The following is a 17,895-nucleotide window of genomic DNA, read 5'->3' as shown; positions in this document are numbered from 1 at the left end:
TGAACGAGACGGGACGTGGCCGTGTCGTAGGGAAATACGACACGGCCACGCTGGGTGTTCGTACATTCGCTTCAGGTGTACTGCCGCTGAGGCGCAGCGTGTCAGTGCGCGCCGGTTCCGGTCAGCGAGCGGACTTCGAGCTCGGCGAACTTCCGCGGGTCGGCCTTCTCCTTGGACAGGACGGTTCCCAGCCAGCCCAGCAGGAAGCCGAGCGGGATGGAGACGATGCCGGGGTTCTCCAGGGGGAACCAGTAGAAGTCGGCGCCCTTGAACATCGAGGTGGGCTTGCCGGAGACGACCGGCGAGAAGAGCACCAGGACGACCGAGGAGATCAGGCCTCCGTAGATCGACCACAGCGCGCCCTGGGTGGTGAAGCGCTTCCAGAAGAGGCTGTAGAGGATCGTCGGCAGGTTGGCGGAGGCGGCGACCGCGAAGGCGAGGGCGACGAGGCCGGCCACGTTGAGGTCGCGGGCCAGGGCGCCGAGACCGATGGCCACGGCTCCGATGACCACGGTGGACCAGCGGGCCGCCCGTACCTCTTCCTTCTCGGTGGCCTTGCCCTTGCGGATCACGTTCACGTAGATGTCGTGCGCGAAGGACGAGGAGGAGGCCAGCGTCAGGCCCGCGACGACCGCGAGGATCGTGGCGAAGGCCACCGCCGAGATCACGGCGAGCAGGACGGCGCCGCCGGTGGAGCCCGAGCCGCCGCCGATCTCCTGGGCGAGCAGCGGGGCCGCGGTGGTGCCGGCCTTGTTGGAGGCGATGATGTCGGCCCGCTTGAGCAGGGCCGCGGCGCCGAAGCCGAGGACGATCGTCATCAGGTAGAAGGCGCCGATGATGCCGATGGCCCAGTTCACGGACTTACGGGCGGCCTTGGCCGTGGGGACCGTGTAGAAGCGGATCAGGATGTGCGGCAGGCCGGCGGTGCCCAGGACCAGGGCGAGGCCCAGCGAGAGGAAGTCCAGCTTCGAGAGCGAGTCCTTGCCGTACTTCAGGCCCGGCTCCAGGAACTTCACGCCCTGGCCGCTGTTGTCGGCGGCCTTGCCCAGCAGGTCGGAGATGTTGAAGTTGAACTTCCACAGGACCAGGAAGGTGATCAGCAGGGTGCCCGCGATCAGCAGCACGGCCTTGATCATCTGGACCCAGGTGGTGCCCTTCATCCCGCCGATGGTGACGTAGAGGATCATCAGGACGCCGACCAGCGAGACGATCACGACCTTGCCGAAGTCGCTGGTGATGCCGAGGAGCAGCGAGACGAGCACGCCGGCGCCGGCCATCTGGGCGAGCAGGTAGAAGATCGAGACCACGATGGTGGAGGTGCCGGCGGCCGTGCGTACGGGGCGCTGGCGCATCCGGTACGCGAGCACGTCGCCCATCGTGTAGCGGCCGGAGTTGCGCAGCGGCTCGGCGACCAGGAGCAGGGCCACCAGCCAGGCGACGAGGAACCCGATCGAGTAGAGGAAGCCGTCGTAGCCGAAGAGCGCGATGGCTCCGGCGATGCCGAGGAAGGACGCGGCGGACATGTAGTCGCCGGAGATGGCCAGGCCGTTCTGGAATCCGGTGAACTGGCGGCCGCCCGCGTAGAAGTCGGCGGCGTCCTTGGTCTGGCGTCCGGCCCAGATGGTGATGGCCAGGGTGGCGATGACGAACGCCCCGAACAGGGTGATGATCAGCGGGCGGTGCTCGGAGGCGCCGGCGGCGGTGGTCGTACCCGCCGTGGCCGCACCGGCGACCGCCACGTACAGCGGGGCGCTCATTCGCCGGCCTCCATCCTTGCCTTGATGGCCGAGGCCCTGGGGTCGAGCTGGGTCGCCGCGTGGCGCGAGTACAGCCAGGCGATGAGGAAGGTCGTCGCGAACTGGCCGAGGCCCAGCACGAGGGCGACGTTGATGTTGCCGAAGAGCTTCGTCCCCATGAAGTCGCCCGCGTAGTTGGAGAGCAGGACGTAGAGCAGGTACCAGGCGATGAACGCCACGGTGAGCGGGAAGGCGAAGGAGCGGTGGGCCCGGCGCAGTTCGGCGAACTCCTCGCTCTGCTGGACGCGTACGAACTCTTCGGCCGTGGGGGCCGCGGGGCTCGCCGGCGGCGTTCCCGCGCTGCCCGGGGGCGGCGCTGCTTCGGTGGTCACGGGGGACTCTCCTTGTGACGCGGGGGCGGTGGGGACAGCGGGGACGGCGGACAAAACAACCTCCGTGTGGGGACGGTGGTGCCGATCCCCCTGTCAACGGCACGGCCGGCGCGTCGGGGCGGTTCAACACCTGTGTGTTTCTTTGGGAACTGATTCCTCGAACTGATTCCTCGAACTGATGGCGCGAAGTCGAACGTCGGCACTAGGTTCACGTGACATGAACCCGTCGGGCGCGACCGCGCCCGCACGGCTTTTTCACGATGATGTGGAGAACCCATGGCTCATCTGGGAACCGGTAACCGGCGGCGCGCTCTCGCCGTTCCGGTCGGCCTGGCGCTCACGGCCTCGCTCGCCTTCCTGCCTTCGGTCGCGGCCTCCGCCGCTCCGCTCGGCATCACGGCTGACGCCTCGGCCACCGCCACGCCCGACACCTCCGGCCCCAAGCTGTCCTACGTGGCCAACTTGACCTCGTACGGAAGCGTGAAGCAGGCGAAGAAGTCGATCGAACGTGCCGGTGGCACCGTGGTGATCGCATATGAGCAGATCGGAGTGGTCGTAGCCCACTCGCAGAACCCGGACTTCGCCAAGCAGCTGCGCGGCCAGCGGAGCCTGTTCGCCTCGGTCGGCGCCACCCGCGTCGCCCCCCTGTCGGTCGTGCAGACCGACGAGGAGGGCTCGACGCAGCGCCTCAGCGACGCGGACGCCGCCAAGGCCTCGGCGCAGGCCGAGCCCGGGCAGGAGCCCCTGGAGTCCAACCAGTGGGACCTGCGCGCGATCAAGGCCGACCAGGCTCACAAGATCAACGATGGCAGCCGGAACGTGACGGTGGGCGTCATCGACACGGGTGTCGATGACACTCACCCGGATCTCGCCGCGAACTTCTCCAAGGGCCAGTCCGCCAACTGTGTCGGCGGCGTCGCCGACACCACCGAGGGCGCCTGGCGCCCGTACGCCGACGGCAGCGACCACGGCACCCACGTGGCGGGCACCATCGCGGCCCCGCGCAACGGGGTCGGCATCAGCGGTGTGGCGCCCGGCGTGCAGGTGGCCGCGATCAAGGTGAGCGAGCCGGCGACCAGCCTCTTCTACACCGAGGCCGTCGTCTGCGCCTTCATGTTCGCCGCCGAGAAGGGGATCGAGGTGACCAACAACAGCTACTACGTCGACCCCTGGCTCTACAACTGCAAGTCGGACGACGACCAGAAGGCGCTGGTGGAGGCCCTCAGCCGGGCGACGCAGTACTCCGAGCGCAAGGGCGTGCTCAGCGTGGCCTCGGCGGGCAACTCGAACCACGACCTGGCGTCCGACGCCATCCTGGACGACACCAGCCCGGACGACGCCACCCCGGTGCCCCGCACGATCGACCCGCACGTCTGCCTGGACATGCCCACCCAGCTCCCGGGCGTGGTCACGGTCAGCGCGACCGGCGACAAGGGCTTCAAGTCGTACTACTCCAGCTACGGCCTGGGCGTCGTCGACGTCGCGGCCCCCGGCGGCGACAAGTGGCAGATACCCGCCACCCCGGACGCCAACGGCCGCGTGCTGTCCACCCTCCCGGGCGGCGGCTACGGCTACAAGCAGGGCACCTCGATGGCCGGCCCGCACGTCGCCGGTGTCGCGGCCCTGCTCAAGAGCCGCCACCCGTGGGCGACCCCGGCGCAGCTCCAGCTGCTCCTCAAGGCCCAGGCCACGAAGACGGCCTGCCCCGAGCAGGTCTACGACGCCACGGGCGTGCTGGTCGACGCCACCACCTGCAACAGCAAGTGGGGCCAGAACAGCTACGACGGCTACGGCGTGGTCGACGCGCTGAAGGCCGTCAAGTAAGCCGGCTGAACCCGCTGACACGCTGACACGCTGAAGGGCCGGGCGGGGAACATCCCGCCCGGCCCTTCAGTACGTTGCCGCGTCGGTCAGGGCTTGATCATGACCTTCAGCGCGCTGCGGTCGTCCATCGCCCGGTAGCCCTCCGGGACCTCGTCCAGGGTGACGGCCCGGTCGAAGACCGGCGACGGGTCGATCGCACCGCTGAGCACGTCCGCGAGCAGCTCGGGGATGTACGCGCGGACCGGCGCGACCCCGCCCCGCAGGGTGAGGTTGCGGTCGAACATGACACCGAGGTCGAGGCCGGTGCCGCTGCCGTGCGGCACGCCGACGTAGCCGATGGCCCCGCCGTCGCGGGCGATGTTCACCGCGGTGCGCATGGACTGCTCGGTGCCGACCGCCTCGATGACGGAGTGGGCGCCCTGGCCGCCGGTGAGCTCGCGCACGGCCGCCTCGGCGGCCTCGCCGCGCTCGGCGACCACGTCGGTGGCTCCGAAGAGCTTGGCGATGTCCGTACGGACGGCGTGCCGGCCCAGTGCGATGATCCGGTCGGCGCCCAGGCGCTTGGCCGCGAGGACCCCGCACAGGCCGACCGCGCCGTCGCCGACGACGGCGACCGTGGAGCCCTTGCGGACCCCCGCGCCGAGCGCGGCGTGGTGGCCGGTGCCCATGACGTCGGACAGCGCGAGGAGCGCGGTCAGCAGGTGGTCGTCGGAGGCGGCGTCGGCGGGCAGCTTCACCAGCGTGCCGTCGGCGTGCGGGACCCGGACGGCCTCGCCCTGGCCGCCGTCGTGGCCGACCGAGCCCCAGAAGCCGCCGTGCTCACAGGAGGTGTAGAGGCCCTCGACGCAGTAGGCGCAGGTGCCGTCGGACCACATGAAGGGGGCGACGACGAGGTCTCCGGCGCTCAGGCCCGAGACTGCGGAGCCGGTCTCCTCGACGATGCCGAGGAACTCGTGCCCGATCCGCTGGCCCGGCTGGCGCTTGGCCTCGCCGCGGTAGGCCCAGAGGTCGCTGCCGCAGATGCAGGCGCGCAGGACGCGGACGACGGCGTCCTCGGGGCGCTGGATCGCAGCGTCGGGCACCTCCTCCACGCGGATGTCGTGCGGGGCGTGGATGACGGTGGCGCGCATGGTGGTGCAGTCCTCCGGCTAGGAAATGGTTGAGCCCTGTAGGGCCTCCCTACCGTACGCCCGCTCCGGCGCGAGTGCTCCCGTGGCCAGCAGGTACTGGGCCGCCACGTAGGTGGCCATGACCCAGAAGTCGGCGCGGGGCAGCTGGGGCCACTCGGCGACCCCGGTGGCGATGAGCGTGTCGGAGAGCAGGAACAGCGCCCCGCCGAGCCCGGCCCGCAGTCCCAGGGCGCTGGAGCGGTAGGCCATGGCGGTGAGCAGCAGGCTGTACCCGGCGACCGGGATCCGCAGGTCCGCGGGCAGGTCGCCCCAGAGCAGCGTGACGGTGGACAGCAGCGCGGCGGCGTACGCGGCCCCGAGCAGGGGGCCCGTCCGGCGGCGGCCGAACAGCACGAGGTAGCAGACGTGCCCGGCGGCGAAGGAGCCCATGCCGATCAGGAAGGCGGGATCGGCGTCGAAGAGCAGGGCCAGGTCGCCGCCCCAGCCGAACAGCAGGGCCGCGATCAACAGGCGGGGGGCGCGGCGGGTGATGACGTAGGCGACGAGCAGCGGCATCAGCAGCGGCTTGGCGACGAGGTGCCCGGGGTGCCAGTCCGCCAGCAGGGATCCGAGGTCCAGGGCGGTGGCGACGGCGAAGGCGGCGAGCAGCGCCCGGCCGGCGGAGCCGGAGCCCGGCAGGACGGCGGGGCGCGCCCAGGAAGGCGTACGGGACTGCGCGCGCTCGGCGGGTCCGGCGGCGCTCACGCGGCGTGCTCCGGGGCGGGCGCGGGCGGGGCTGTGGCCGTGGCCGTCTCGGTCGGAGTGGCCTGCGCGGCCTGCGCGGGCTGCCAGCCCGGGCCGCGGAACACGCGTCCGGCGCGCTCGCGCCAGGTGGTGGCCCCGCGCACGTCCCGGGCGATGGAGGCGTACTCGTGGGTGGCGACGCGCAGCGGGTTGTAGGTGCCGATGTTCTTGGTGAGGCCGAAGACGGGCTTGTCGGTCTCCCCCACCCAGGAGCCGAACATCCGGTCCCAGACGATCAGGATGCCGCCGAAGTTCCGGTCCAGGTAGCCGCCCTGGGAGGCGTGGTGGACGCGGTGGTGGGAGGGGGAGTTGAAGACGAACTCGATCGGCCGGGGCAGCTTGTCGATGCGCTCGGTGTGGATCCAGAACTGGTAGACGAGGTTGACCGAGTAGCAGAACGCGATGGCCGCCGGGTGCACGCCCAGCGCGATCATCGGGAGGTAGAACGGCCAGGAGGTGGCGCTGGTCCAGGGCTGGCGCAGGGCGGTGGTGAGGTTGAACTTGCGGCTGCTGTGGTGGACGACGTGGCAGGCCCACAGGATCCGGATGACGTGGTGGCCGCGGTGCTGCCAGTAGTAGAGGAAGTCCTGCGCGAGCAGCATCAGCGGAACGGTCCACCACAGGACGGGGACGCGCAGCGGGGTGAGCTCGTAGACCGCGGTGTAGATCGCGACGATCGGGATCTTCCAGAGGAAGTCGAAGCCGAGGCTGCCGATCCCCATGCCGAGGCTGGTGACGGCGTCCTTGGTCTCGTACCCGGCGGCGTCCTCGTCGGGATGGAGGCGGTAGCTCACGAGCTCTATCACGGTGAGCAGGACGAAGGCGGGTATGGACCACAGCACGACATCGGGCAGGTTCGGCATGTCCGCACCATAGAGGCGGGTTCGGGGGCTCGGCTAGGGGTTGTTACCGATCGGTATCCATCGGTGTTACCGACGGTTCACGAGATGCTTCCGGGTGAGGGTGTCCGGGCCAAGGGGAGGGCGTGGGAGATGGGGCACGAAGCGGGTTTTGAAGAGATCCTCTTAGAGGCGGCGGACGCGGCGGCGCGGACGGTGATGCGGGCCCGGCCGCCGGGGGCGCCCCGGTTCAGGCCGGTGCGGGAGGACGTCCGCGAACGGCTGCGCCGCGCGCACAGGCTGGTCGGCCTGCTGAGGGAAGCGAGCGCGGGACTCGACGGAGCCGACCGCCAGAACGCGGTGGACGCGGTCCGCGGGGCGTTCGCCGCGCTCAGCCCGAAGGAGACCGGGGCCCTCCTCCAGGCCGCCGCCGGCCCCTCGGCCGTGCCCGTGCCCCCGCCGCCCGCGGAGCTGGGCCCCGCGGCGGCGGCCGCCTACCGGGAACTGTTCGTCCTGTGCCTCGATGGCCGGGCGGCTGCGGAGCGGGGCTCCTCCCCGCGGGGCGGCCCCCCGACCACGGCGGAGGCGGCGGCCGCCGCCTTCGACGAGGGGGACCCCTCCGGTCCGCCGGCCGCAGGCGGCGCCGGGGCCGCGGGAGCCGCCCGGCCCGCCGGGGCCGCCGAGCCCGACCGGGCCACCGGGTCCGCGGAGATCACCGAGTCCGCGGAAGGGGTCACCGAGGCGGCCGAGGTCTTCTCGGCCTTCGAGGAGCGGTACGCCCAGTACGTCGCCGGGGCCCAGGGGCGGGTCCAGCTGTACGGGCTGACGCTCAGCCAGGACCGCCAGGACTGGTCCCTGGACCGCGCCTACATCAGCCTCGCCGTCAGCGGCGGGGAGTTCCTCGAAGAACCCGGCCTGCAGAGCTCGGTGAAGGCCGAGGTGGCGCTGAGCGCCACCGAGCGGGTCCTGCTGCGCGGCCCGGCCGGCTCGGGCAAGAGCACCCTGGTGAAATGGCTGGCCCTCAACGCGGCCCGCAGCAGCTTCACGGCCCAGTTGCCGGACTGGAACGGCCTGGTCCCCTTCGTCCTGCCGCTGCGCTCCTTCAACTCCCCCGCCGGACTGCCCCGGCCGCAGGACTGGCTCGGCGCGACGGGCGTCCCGCTGGTGCCGCCGGAAGGCTGGATCACCGGGCTCCTGGCCACCGGGCGGGCGCTGGTGCTGATCGACGGAGTGGACGAGATGCCTCCGCGGCTGCGCGACCGGACCGAGTCCTGGCTGCGGGACCTGCTCACCGCGTACCCGGCGGCCCGCTTCGTGGTCACCACCCGGCACTCTGCCGTACCCGAGGACTGGCTGACCGCCCAGGGTTTCACCTCCCTCGCCCTGCTGCCGATGGACCGCGACGACGTCGGCGCCTTCATCACGCACTGGCACGCCTCCGCCCGGGGCGAGGCGGACGGCGAGGACGAGGGGCCGGAGCGGGAACTGCTCGACCGGTACGAGACGGCGCTCCTGGAGGCCGTGGGATCGCGCCGGGACCTGGGCAGGCTGGCGACGAACCCGCTCATGTGCGCCCTGCTGTGCGCGCTGAACCGGGACCGCCGGATGCATCTGCCCCGGGCCCGCAAGGAGCTCTACGACACGGCTCTGGACATGCTGCTGATCCGCCGCGACAGCGAGCGGGACATCTCCGGGGTCGAGGGGGTCTACCTCAGCCGGGACGAGCAGACCCTGCTGCTCCAGCGCCTCGCGTACTGGCTGATCCGCAACGGGCAGGTGGAGGCCTCCGCCGAGGAGGCGATCGGGATGATCACCGAATCGCTCGACTCCATGCCGCAGGTCAAGGCCCAGGCCGACGCGCAGGCGGTGTTCCAGCACCTGCTGATCCGCAGCGGGCTGCTCCGGGAACCGGTACCGGGCTCGGTCCTGTTCGTCCACCAGACCTTCCAGGACTACCTCGGCGCCAAGGCGGCCGTGGAGGCGCGGGACTTCGGCGTCCTGGTGCGCCATGCGCACGAGTACACCTGGGACAACGTGGTCCGGATGGCCGTGGGACACGCCCGGCCCGATGAACGCTCCTATCTGCTGCGGCAGTTGCTGGAGCGGGCCGACCGGTCGGAACCCGACCGCAGCCGGCTCGTGCTGCTCGCGGCCGCCTGTCTGGAACACGCGCCCGAGCTGGATCCGGAGGTCCGGCGCGAGGTGACGGCCCGGACCGCGCTCCTGCTGCCCCCGCGCTCCCCGGGCCAGGCCGAGGAACTGGCCAAGGCGGGAGAACTCGTACTGGAGCTGCTGCCGGAGCCGGCCGGGCTCGTCGAGGCCGAGGCCGCCGCGACGATCCGTACGGCGGCGCTCGTCGGCGGCGACCGGGCACTCCAGGTGATCGCGGGCTTCCGGACGGACGACCGCTACGAGGCCGCCCGCGAACTCTCCGACGCCTGGGGGAGGTTCCCCGTGGAGGCGTACGCGGACGCGGTGCTCGCGGACGCCCCCATGACCACGGCCCACCTGCACGTGCGGACGCCCGGACAGTTGCGGGCCCTGGAGCGGCTCCGGCACGTCCGCCGGCTCCACGTCACCTGGGACGGCCCCGTTCCACCGGAGATCGCGGGGCGGCGGGACCTGGAGTCGCTGACCCTGCACCGCAATCCGGGGCTGGCCGATCTGTCCCCGCTGGCCGGGCAGTCCTCGCTGCGGCACCTGGGCGTCCTGGACTGCCCGCAGGTCACCGGGATCGAGGTGGTGTCCGAACTGCGGGCGGACAGCCTCGCCTTCGGCTACCTCCGGGACGACCTCTCGCTCGCTCCCCTGGCGGGGGCCGCGGACCTGCGCTCGCTGATCATCGGTTTCGAGCCGGAGCAGCGGCGGATCGGGGACGTGCCCGCCGCGGACTCGCTGACCGCGCTGCACCTGTGGCAGGGGGCCCGCCGGATGACGCTCGACGGGATCGAGCGGTGGCCGCGGGTGGAGAAGCTGACGGTCGCCGGCAGCGGCCAGTACCGGCAGCTGGTGCGCTCGCTGCCGCTCAGGGGACTGACCGCCCTGCAGATCCGGCACGCGGCGCCCGTGTCGGCCGGGGCGCTCCTGCCGTACGAACGTCTCGGCCGGCTCGTGCTGATCCGGTGCGCGCTGGAGGGGTCGCTGGAGGCACTGCGCGAGTTCCCGGAGCTGCGCCGGCTCGTGCTGAGCGAATGTCTGGGGACCCTGGACCTGTCTCCGCTCGCGCCCGTGGAGCAGCTGGTGATCGAGCTGCGCCGGGGCACGCACGTGAGGGGTACGGAGCTGATCCCGCCGGAGCGGCTCGTCCGCAGGGACTGAGCCGCTCCGGCGGGCGCCCGGGGCCGGTGGCGCGGGAGCGCGGGCGCGGGGCGCGGGGCGCTACCAGACCCGGACCGAGCCCCCTCGGGCGAAGGCCGGGCTGGTGGCGGCCGCCGGGACCTCCGTCAGGGGCTGCGCGACCTCCGAGACGAGGGGTCCGTGCTTGGCGGCCACCGCGTCGAGGAGGGCGAGGTCGAAGCCGTACACCCGGGCGGCGTTGCCGCCGACCATGGCGGCGACCTCCTCGCGGGGCAGGCCCGCGTAGGCGATGCGCAGGCCCTCGCGGGAGTAGGGCGTGGTGCCCTCGTCGTGGGGGTAGTCGCTGCCCCACATGATCTTGTCGAGGCCGATCCGGTCCCGCAGCGGGACCTCGTGGGGGCGCATGAAGCTCGCTCCCACGAAGCAGTTGTCCCGCCAGACCTGGCTCGGCCCCTTGCCCATGGACTCGGCCAGCCCGGCGCCGAACTTGGCCTCGGCGGTGGCCGAGGCCGCGACCAGGCGGCCGTGGTAGTAGTCCAGCATCTCGATCACGCCGGGGATCCAGCCGGAGCCCTGCTCCGTCAGGACCAGTTTCAGCCCGGGGTTGCGGCGGAAGGCACCGCCGAAGATGAGGTGCCACAGGGCCCGGTGGGAGAACCAGGTGGTCTCCACCATGAAGACGGCCCGCGCCGCGGGCTCGTCGCCCAGGGGCGGCGAGGCGGAGCCGCCGTGGTGGTTGACCGGCACGTCCAGCTCGTCGCAGACGGCCCAGATCGGGTCGTAGACCTCCGAGTAGAGCTCGGGAACGGTGGAGCCGGGCGGGACGCCGGGCAGCAGGATGCCGCCGGTCAGGCCCGCGGTGCGGGTGCGGCGGATCTCCCGGACCGCCGCGTCCACGTCGTTCAGCAGGATCTGGACCACGCCCGCCCGGCGGCCCGGCGCGTCCGCGCAGAAGTCCGCCAGCCACCGGTTGTGGGCCTGGAGCCCGGCCCAGCGCATCTCGTACTCGGCCGCCGTCGGGGGCTGGGCCATCAGCGAGGCCTTGGGGAAGAACGGCGGGATGGTGTTCGGGAAGAGCACCTCCGCGACGATCCCGTCTGCTTCGAGCTCGGTCAGGCGCCGCTGGGAGTTCCAGTTGCGGTCGGCCGTGTCCGCGAGGAGGTCCTCGTACGGGTTGACGTAGGTCGCGGCCCAGGCGTCGAACTCGGCGTGGTGGCGCTTCTCCAGGTACGGCTTGTAGTCCAGCAGGTCGGCGCCCGCGTGGCAGTCGGCGGAGATGACCGTGTAGCGGTCCTCCCCGGAGGCCGGGGTCTCGGAACTCACGGGTTCACCCCCAGCACCGGGAAGTCGTTGTCCGTCAGCCAGTGCCGGCCCACGTCGCGCGAGCGCGCCCAGGAGGCTTCGACGGCCGCCTGGTCCGCGCTCTGCCCGAGCTCGGCGGGGGTGGGGCCGATGCGGCGGGCGATCGGCGCCAGCTTGTCGGTGTCGAAGCCGAAGACCTCGGCGGCGGCCAGGCCCAGCATCCGGCGGGTCTCCTCGACGGGGATGTCGTGGAAGGTGTTCTTCAGCCAGTTGCGGGTGTTGGGCCAGGTCCCTTCGGGGTGCGGGAAGTCCGAGCCCCACAGGATGTTGTCCACGCCGATCTCGTAGCGCTGGGCCAGTTCGCGCCGCTTGGTGTTGGTCGCGCAGACGAACACCTGCCGGTCCAGGTACTCGCTCGGCGGCCGCTTCAGTTCCTCGAACGGCGAGAGCTTCTTGCCGCCGTGCGCGCCGAGGTAGAGCCGGTCCATGAACCAGAGCTGGTTGGGCAGCCACCAGCAGCCCGACTCGGCGACGCCGAACTTCAGGCCCGGGTGCCGCTCGAAGACCCCGGACCAGAGCAGGAACCACAGCGGGCGGGCCGGCCACCAGGTGACCTCGGAGACGAAGATGCCCAGGTGGTCCCCGTACTCGTGGCGCGGCGAGGAGCCGGAGTGCGTGACGATCGGCATCCGCGTCTCGGCCGCCGCCGCCCACACCGGGTCGTAACGGCGGTCGTGGTACGGGGCCTTGTCCACCCACATGGCCGGGATCATCAGGGCGCCCAGCCCGGATGCCTTGGCCCGGTATATCTCGGCGACGACCTTGTCCGGGTCGCCGGTGATGGGCAGCAGGGCGACCCCGCAGTGCCGCTCGGGGTTCTCGGACACGAACTCGGCGAGCCAGCGGTTGTGCGCCTGGGCGCCGGCCATGCCGAGCTCGGGGTCCTGGTCGCCGGAGAGGCCGAGGCCCACCCCGAAGGGGGCGGCGGTCTGGCTGTCCACGGCGTCGGCGTCGGGGAAGACGACTTCGGCGGCCACGCCGTCGCCGTCGAGCTCCTTCAGCCGCTGCGTGACGTCCCAGCCGCCCTTGAGGCCCTCCTCGTGGTCGTGGAACCACTTCTCGGCGAAGGCCTCGTTGCGCACGCCCAGCTTGGTGGCCTCGGCGCGGCGGGCGTCGCGCTCGCCGAGGAACTCGTCGAACTGCGGGTGGAAGGCGCTGTCCAGATAGGGGCGGTACTGCTCGGTGGGCAGTCCCGCGTGGCAGTCGGAGGAGATGATCAGGTACGGGTCTTCGTACGCACTCACGATGGAGACTCCTCAGTCGAGGATGAAGCTTTCCAGGTAGGCGGGGTTGGCGCGGTCGAGCATCGACTGCGACCGGGCGCGGATCTGGCGGTCGCTGTGCTCGCTGTCGGGCAGCATCCAGAAGCGGTCGGCGCGGATGCCGTCCACGACGTGGTCCGCGACGTCCTCGACCGGGGTGAAGTTCACCTCGTGGCCGGCGTTCTTCATGGCCGCCTCGTACTGGTCGAGGCTGCGGTACGGGGACTTGCGCGGGCGTTCCTTGGCGTACCGGTCGGGCCGGTTGCGGTGCGACTCCCACAGGCCGGTGCGCAGCATGTGCGGTCCGGGGAAGAGCACGGAGGCGCCGATGGCCGCGCCCTCCGCCTTGAGGTGGGCGTAGAGCGACTCGGTCATGGTGACCACGGCCGCCTTGGTGACGGCGTAGACCGAGGCGGTGGGCAGCGGGGCGATGCCGCCGTCGCCGGAGGAGGTGTTGACGATGTGGCCGGGGCCGCCGGCGGCGATCATGCGGGGGACGAAGGCCTGGATGCCGTGGAAGACGCCCCAGACGTTGACGGAGAAGGCCCATTTCCAGTCGTTGGGCTCGTGCTCCCACATGCGGCCCTCGGCTCCGGAGCCGACGCCCGCGTTGTTGCAGAGGACGTGCACGGCGCCGAAGGTCTCGTACGCCGCGTCGGCCAGCGAGATCACGGAGTCCCGGTCGCTGACGTCGACGATCTTGGCGAGCACCTCGGCGCCGTCGGCGGCGAGTTCGTCGGCGGCCTTGCGCAGGGCGCCCTCCTCCACGTCGGCGAGGACCACCTTCAGCCCCTCGGCGGCGAAGCGGCGGGCCATCGCGAGGCCGATGCCACTGGCGGCTCCGGTGACCACTGCCACCTGTCCGGGTTCGAGTCGCATGTCACACACTCCCCTCGGGCGGTCCGTCGAGGATCTGCATCGGGTCGTCGTAGCGCTGGTGGATGTACGGGAGCAGGGCCTGGGCGCTGACCCGCTCGACGACCTTGCCCCGCTGGTCGGTGGTCTTCTCGCCGATGGTGAGCTCGACGAGGCGGCGTACGGGGAGGTCGGCGATGGGGTCGAACATCGACTCGCGGAGCACCACGTCGCCGGTGATGTGCTCCAGCTTGCGGACCTTCTCGTTGCGGGTGCAGTGCACCAGCACCGGATCGGCGTCGAAGCCCGAACCGTCCACCGCGGGGAGGAACTTGAAGTAGAAGTCGGTCTTCACGGTGGGCTCGGGCAGCGGCAGCTCGCGGTCCACCGCCCCGCGCACCTCCACGAAGGCGATCCCGTGCCGGGCGAGCGAGGCCTTGACCACCAAGCCGTCGCGCTCGACGGTGATCTCGCCGAGCTTCTTCGGCTCGCCGAAGACCTCGCGGCCTCCGATCAGGGCGCGCTCCATGCTCATCGGCATGACCAGCGGGTACCAGCCCTCGACCCCGTCGTGCTGGGCCGCGACGGCCACCGAACCGGCGCCGAGCGGGTAGCCGGGCAGGTCCACCTTGCTGATGTTGGCCCGCACCAGGGGCCGTTCCGTGGGCTTCAGCGGCGGCGGGAGGACCGCCGCCACCACGTCCGGGTCGGTCTCCCAGACGGCCACCACACCGGTGGACCAGATGTCGGGGAGCTTCGAACTCTTCTCGCGCGAAGCGGCGATCTCGGCCTCGGTGCGCGCTCCGTACCGTACGCGTGCCATCTCTCGCACCATCCTTCGTCCAGGACTCAGTCGGTTCTGACGCAGTCGGTTCTGACGCAGCTGGTTCTGTAACACAGTTACACCGCGACCGATGAAGGGTAAAGACCCGTGCACGTAACCGATCTGACGGATCGACAGAAAGTTGGGACGGACAGATGACCAGAACCACGCTGACCCGCGCGGAGGTACTGGACGCCGCCGCGTCCCTGGTCAAACAGCACGGCCCGGCCGCCCTCACCATGCGCAAGCTCGCCGCCGAGCTGGGCACCGCGGTGACCTCCATCTACTGGCACGTCGGCAACCGCGAATCACTGCTCGACGCCCTCGTGGAGCGGACCGTGGAGGAGGTGGGCGCCATCCGGCCGGTCGGCCGCAACCCCGGCGACCGCATCGTCTCGGTCGCCCGGATCCTGCGCCGCGAGCTGCGCGAGCGCCCGCACCTGATCGCCATGGTCCACGAGCGCGGCCTCACCGACCGGATGTTCATGCCCGCCCAGCAGGCGCTGGTCCACGAGGTGCACGCGGCGGGCCTGCGCGGAGCCCGGGCCGCGGACGCGGTGCGGGCGATCCAGTTCCAGATCATCGGCTTCGTCCTGGTCGAGCGCAATCGCGAACGCTCCCCCGCGCAGTCCCCCGCCGAGAGCGAACTCTGGGACCCGGCCGACGCCCCGCACGACCCGCCGCTGGCCCGCGCGCTGGCCCGGCCGGTGGATCCGGAGCGGCTGTTCCAGCTGACCCTGAGGGCCCTGGTGCGGGCCCTGCTGGCGCCGCCGGCCGGGTAACCGGCTTGCCGCCGCACGGCCGCCCGTGATGGGATCTGATCCAACGGGGGCGGCTCCCCGGCGTGCATCCTTCTCTTAACCCAAAGAATCCGCGCGCCCACTCCCCGCCCCCGTTTTCCATTTGCGGAGGGGAACCACAGTCGTGCCTGCCATCGGACCCGTCGACTCGCTCCTGCTGCGCCGGCTCCAGCGCGTCTACGTCGACCAGCCCCCGGCCGCCGCCTCGCCGGGCACCGAGGGGGTCCGTCCGCTGGAGGGCGAACTCCTGGAACGCGGCCACACCATGAGCCGGGAGCTGTACGCCGCCCTGGCCGTCCTCGCCCCGACCGACCTCGCCGAGGAACGGCTGCGGCTGCTGGCCCTGGTCGACGGGCTCATGGGGTCTGACCGGGTCCACAAGCCCCTCTTCCGCCGCTTCCCCTTCTCCATCCCCGACGACACCGAGCGCTGGTACGTCGACCGCGTGCGCTCCGCGCTGGACCGGCAGCCCGCCCAGCCCTGCGCGCTCTGCGCCGAAGCCGGGCCGGTGCGGCCGATCTCCCCGTGCGCCCATCTGGTCTGCCTCCCCTGCCGGGACACCGCCGACCGCACCGCCTGCCCGGTCTGCCGGCGCCCCGCCGACCCGGCGGACCCCTTCCCGCGTACGGAGGAACGCGCACCCGGCGCCGCGGACTCCCCGGGCCCGTGCGCCCCGCTGCGGCTGCTACGGCTCGGCACCGACCCGGGAGACGACTGCGCCCAGCTGCTGTCCTCGCTGCTGGCCCGGCGGACCCCGCTGTCGCCCGAGGAGTGCGAGGACCTGCTGCCGCTGGTCCGGCTCGCCCCGGCCGGGCTCGACTGGCTGCCCGGGGAGATCCCCGTACGGGAGACCAAAGCGGTGGTCCTCGCGCTGCTCCTGGCCGATCCGGCGAGGCGGGACTCCGCGCTCCCCCTGTTCGCCGGACGGCTGACCACCGCCACCGATGTGCTGCGGCTGCTCGCCGTACGGTCCGGCGGGGATCCCGGGCTCCTCCCGCCGCCGCCCCGCTTCACCTCGCTCGGACGGCCGCTGCGGCGCGAACTGCTGCGCGTTCTGGACGCGTTGCCGGTCCCGTACCTGGTGGAGGACCTGCTGCGGCACCCCACAGCCTGGAAACGGGCCGCCGAGACCCTTCACCCCTTCGAGCACCACGCCCGGCATCCGCGCGCGGCCCTCGCCTTCGCCGCCCTGCGCGGCACCCCGCTCCGCGGCGCCCTGGGCGCGGCCATGCGGGAGACCGCCGCCGCGCACCCCGACGCCGTCCGCGTGGACCGGGACCGGATCCTGCCGGTGACCTGGGCCGCGCGACTGGAGCGGGCCCTGGCCGACGGGGACGCCGCGAACGCCGCCGCGCTGGCGGGAGCGCGCCCGGGGGAACTCGTACGCCGCCTGGACCACCTGCTGCGCCTCCACGCCGGCGACCGGCTGCTCCCCGAGCTGGCGCGGGCACTGGAGCGCGGACTCCCCGCCGCGGGCGCGGGCCCGCTGCTGGCGGCGCTCGGGGCCCTGCGCGTGCGCACCACGGACCGGACCGGCTCGCCCCGCGTGTTCTTCCCCAAGGGCCAGGCCCTCCGGGCCCGGTCCGTGCCGGAGGCCCGCCCACCGCTGCCCGCTCCGCTCGCCCGGGCGGCCGTGGATCTGCTGGAGGCGGAGGTGCTGCGCCGGTTCGGCCGGGCCGCGGGCGCACCCTACGAGCTGGCCGTCCTGGACTCCGGGCTCGCGGAGCTGCCCGTGCCCTTCGCGGAACGGGCGGCCGCGCGCTCCCTGGTCGCGGTGCCCCGGGGCAGCCGGCTCACCCTGCCCGGGGGCGAGGTGCTGCGGCTGTTCCTGCACTGGACGGAGCCCGAGGACCTGGTCACCGACCTCGACCTGTCGGTGGCCTTCTTCGACGCCGACTGGAAGTTCACCGGCTTGTGCGACTACACGAGCCTGGTGCACGGGCCGGAGGGGGCCGCCGTGCACTCGGGCGACCTCACCGAGGCACCCGCACCGGACGGGGCCACCGAATACGTCGACCTGGACCTGGCCGCACTCGCCGGCGCCGGGGACGCGTACGCGGTGGTCCTGGTGTTCAGTTTCACCAACGTGCCCTTCGAAGAGCTGGAGGACGCCTTCGCCGGGTTCATGACCCTGCCCGCGGACGGCCCGCGCGACTCCGCCTACGATCCGCGCACAGTCCGCCAGCGCTTCGACCTGAGCGGCGCCTCGGGCGCCTGCCTGCCGATGCTCCTGGACCTCCGCGCCCGGCAGGCGGTGTGGACGGACGTGCACCTGCCGCCGTCGGGCGACTTCGAGAGCGTCGGCTCCCACCGCGGCAGGCTGCCGTCCACCGCGTCCTCACTGTGGACGCACTTCGCCTCCGGCACCCGCACCACCCTGTGGGACCTCGCCGTGTGGCGGGCCGCGGCCCGCACCCGGGAGGTGGCGGTGATCCGGCGGGCGTCTGAGAGTTCGGCCACCGACGAGGTGTGGCTCTACCGGGCCGCCGCCGGCGAGGAACCGCCGGCCTTCGCCGCGCGGATCGCCGCCCTGGCGCCGCCCGAGGAGCGCCGGGCCCCGGTGGACGCCGACGCGGAGGCCTCCGAACTGGCCGCCGGGAAGCGTGCGTTCCTGGCGCTGACCAGCGCGAGCGTGGCCCCCGAAAGGGGTTCGGGGACGGTCTACCGGCTCTTCCCCGGGCCCGCCGAAGTACCCGGGTCCTTCGCCCGGGTGACGGCCGGGGACCTCGTGGCGGAGCTGAGCCGAGCCGATGCCGGGCCGAGCTGAAAGTCCGTAGGGCTTCGAGTGTCGG

13 protein-coding genes are annotated in these 17,895 nt (G+C 72.3%); 4 read left to right on the top strand and 9 right to left on the bottom strand.

Annotated elements, in window-relative coordinates:
- Nucleotides 1–101 precede the first annotated feature (101 nt).
- Nucleotides 102–1,757, bottom strand: coding sequence for a monocarboxylic acid transporter (locus OG730_RS31580; protein ID WP_327307419.1), 1,656 nt, complete (start codon nt 1,755–1,757; stop codon nt 102–104).
- The gene (locus OG730_RS31575) at nt 1,754–2,128 is read right to left on the bottom strand and encodes a DUF485 domain-containing protein (RefSeq protein ID WP_327307418.1); all 375 of its coding nucleotides are present in this window, start codon (nt 2,126–2,128) and stop codon (nt 1,754–1,756) included. Before OG730_RS31575 ends, OG730_RS31580 begins: the two co-directional genes overlap by 4 nt.
- Nucleotides 2,129–2,404: 276 nt before the next feature.
- Here OG730_RS31575 and OG730_RS31570 point away from each other — a divergent pair, with 276 nt between their 5' ends.
- Nucleotides 2,405–3,952: a S8 family serine peptidase gene (locus OG730_RS31570; RefSeq protein WP_327307417.1), complete on the top strand. Its 1,548-nt coding sequence runs from the start codon at nt 2,405–2,407 to the stop codon at nt 3,950–3,952.
- Between the two features lie 86 nt (nt 3,953–4,038).
- On the opposite strand, the gene OG730_RS31565 is transcribed toward OG730_RS31570, so the two are convergent.
- The 3 genes from OG730_RS31565 to OG730_RS31555 form a co-directional block, all read right to left on the bottom strand.
- On the bottom strand, nt 4,039–5,082 hold the full coding sequence (locus tag OG730_RS31565) for a zinc-dependent alcohol dehydrogenase family protein (RefSeq protein WP_327307416.1): 1,044 nt from the start codon (nt 5,080–5,082) through the stop codon (nt 4,039–4,041).
- A gap of 18 nt (nt 5,083–5,100) precedes the next feature.
- Complete coding sequence (locus OG730_RS31560; protein ID WP_327309503.1) at nt 5,101–5,760, bottom strand: lysoplasmalogenase; 660 nt, start codon at nt 5,758–5,760, stop codon at nt 5,101–5,103.
- Nucleotides 5,761–5,822: 62 nt separating this feature from the next.
- On the bottom strand, nt 5,823–6,728 hold the full coding sequence (locus OG730_RS31555) for a sterol desaturase family protein (RefSeq protein ID WP_327307415.1): 906 nt from the start codon (nt 6,726–6,728) through the stop codon (nt 5,823–5,825).
- Nucleotides 6,729–6,857: 129 nt separating this feature from the next.
- On the opposite strand from OG730_RS31555, the gene OG730_RS31550 reads away from it, so the two are divergent.
- Nucleotides 6,858–10,022 (top strand): NACHT domain-containing protein, encoded by a 3,165-nt coding sequence (locus OG730_RS31550; protein WP_327307414.1) that lies wholly within the window; start codon nt 6,858–6,860, stop codon nt 10,020–10,022.
- Nucleotides 10,023–10,082: 60 nt separating this feature from the next.
- Here the strand turns inward: OG730_RS31550 and OG730_RS31545 are convergent, their stop codons facing one another.
- The 4 genes from OG730_RS31545 to OG730_RS31530 are packed head-to-tail and all read right to left on the bottom strand — an operon-like array spanning nt 10,083 to nt 14,303.
- Nucleotides 10,083–11,324 carry an amidohydrolase family protein gene (locus OG730_RS31545; RefSeq protein ID WP_327307413.1) on the bottom strand — a complete coding sequence of 414 codons (1,242 nt, stop codon included), beginning with the start codon at nt 11,322–11,324 and terminating at the stop codon, nt 10,083–10,085.
- Nucleotides 11,321–12,607, bottom strand: coding sequence for an amidohydrolase family protein (locus tag OG730_RS31540; protein WP_327307412.1), 1,287 nt, complete (start codon nt 12,605–12,607; stop codon nt 11,321–11,323). Before OG730_RS31540 ends, OG730_RS31545 begins: the two co-directional genes overlap by 4 nt.
- 12 nt (nt 12,608–12,619) lie before the next feature.
- Nucleotides 12,620–13,504 carry an SDR family NAD(P)-dependent oxidoreductase gene (locus OG730_RS31535; RefSeq protein WP_327307411.1) on the bottom strand — a complete coding sequence of 295 codons (885 nt, stop codon included), beginning with the start codon at nt 13,502–13,504 and terminating at the stop codon, nt 12,620–12,622.
- Between the two features lies 1 nt (nt 13,505).
- Nucleotides 13,506–14,303 (bottom strand): acetoacetate decarboxylase family protein, encoded by a 798-nt coding sequence (locus tag OG730_RS31530; protein ID WP_327307410.1) that lies wholly within the window; start codon nt 14,301–14,303, stop codon nt 13,506–13,508.
- Nucleotides 14,304–14,458: 155 nt separating this feature from the next.
- Between OG730_RS31530 and OG730_RS31525 the strand changes: the two genes are divergently transcribed.
- Together OG730_RS31525 and OG730_RS31520 are read left to right on the top strand one after the other, a co-directional pair.
- On the top strand, nt 14,459–15,085 hold the full coding sequence (locus OG730_RS31525) for a TetR/AcrR family transcriptional regulator (RefSeq protein WP_327307409.1): 627 nt from the start codon (nt 14,459–14,461) through the stop codon (nt 15,083–15,085).
- 142 nt (nt 15,086–15,227) lie between these two features.
- Nucleotides 15,228–17,870 (top strand): MXAN_6230/SCO0854 family RING domain-containing protein, encoded by a 2,643-nt coding sequence (locus OG730_RS31520; protein ID WP_327307408.1) that lies wholly within the window; start codon nt 15,228–15,230, stop codon nt 17,868–17,870.
- Nucleotides 17,871–17,895: the final 25 nt, after the last annotated feature.

Origin of the sequence: Streptomyces sp. NBC_01298, assembly GCF_035978755.1 — a bacterium.
Taxonomy (GTDB): Bacteria; Actinomycetota; Actinomycetes; order Streptomycetales; family Streptomycetaceae; genus Streptomyces.
This window is presented reverse-complemented; position numbering and strand designations above follow the sequence as displayed.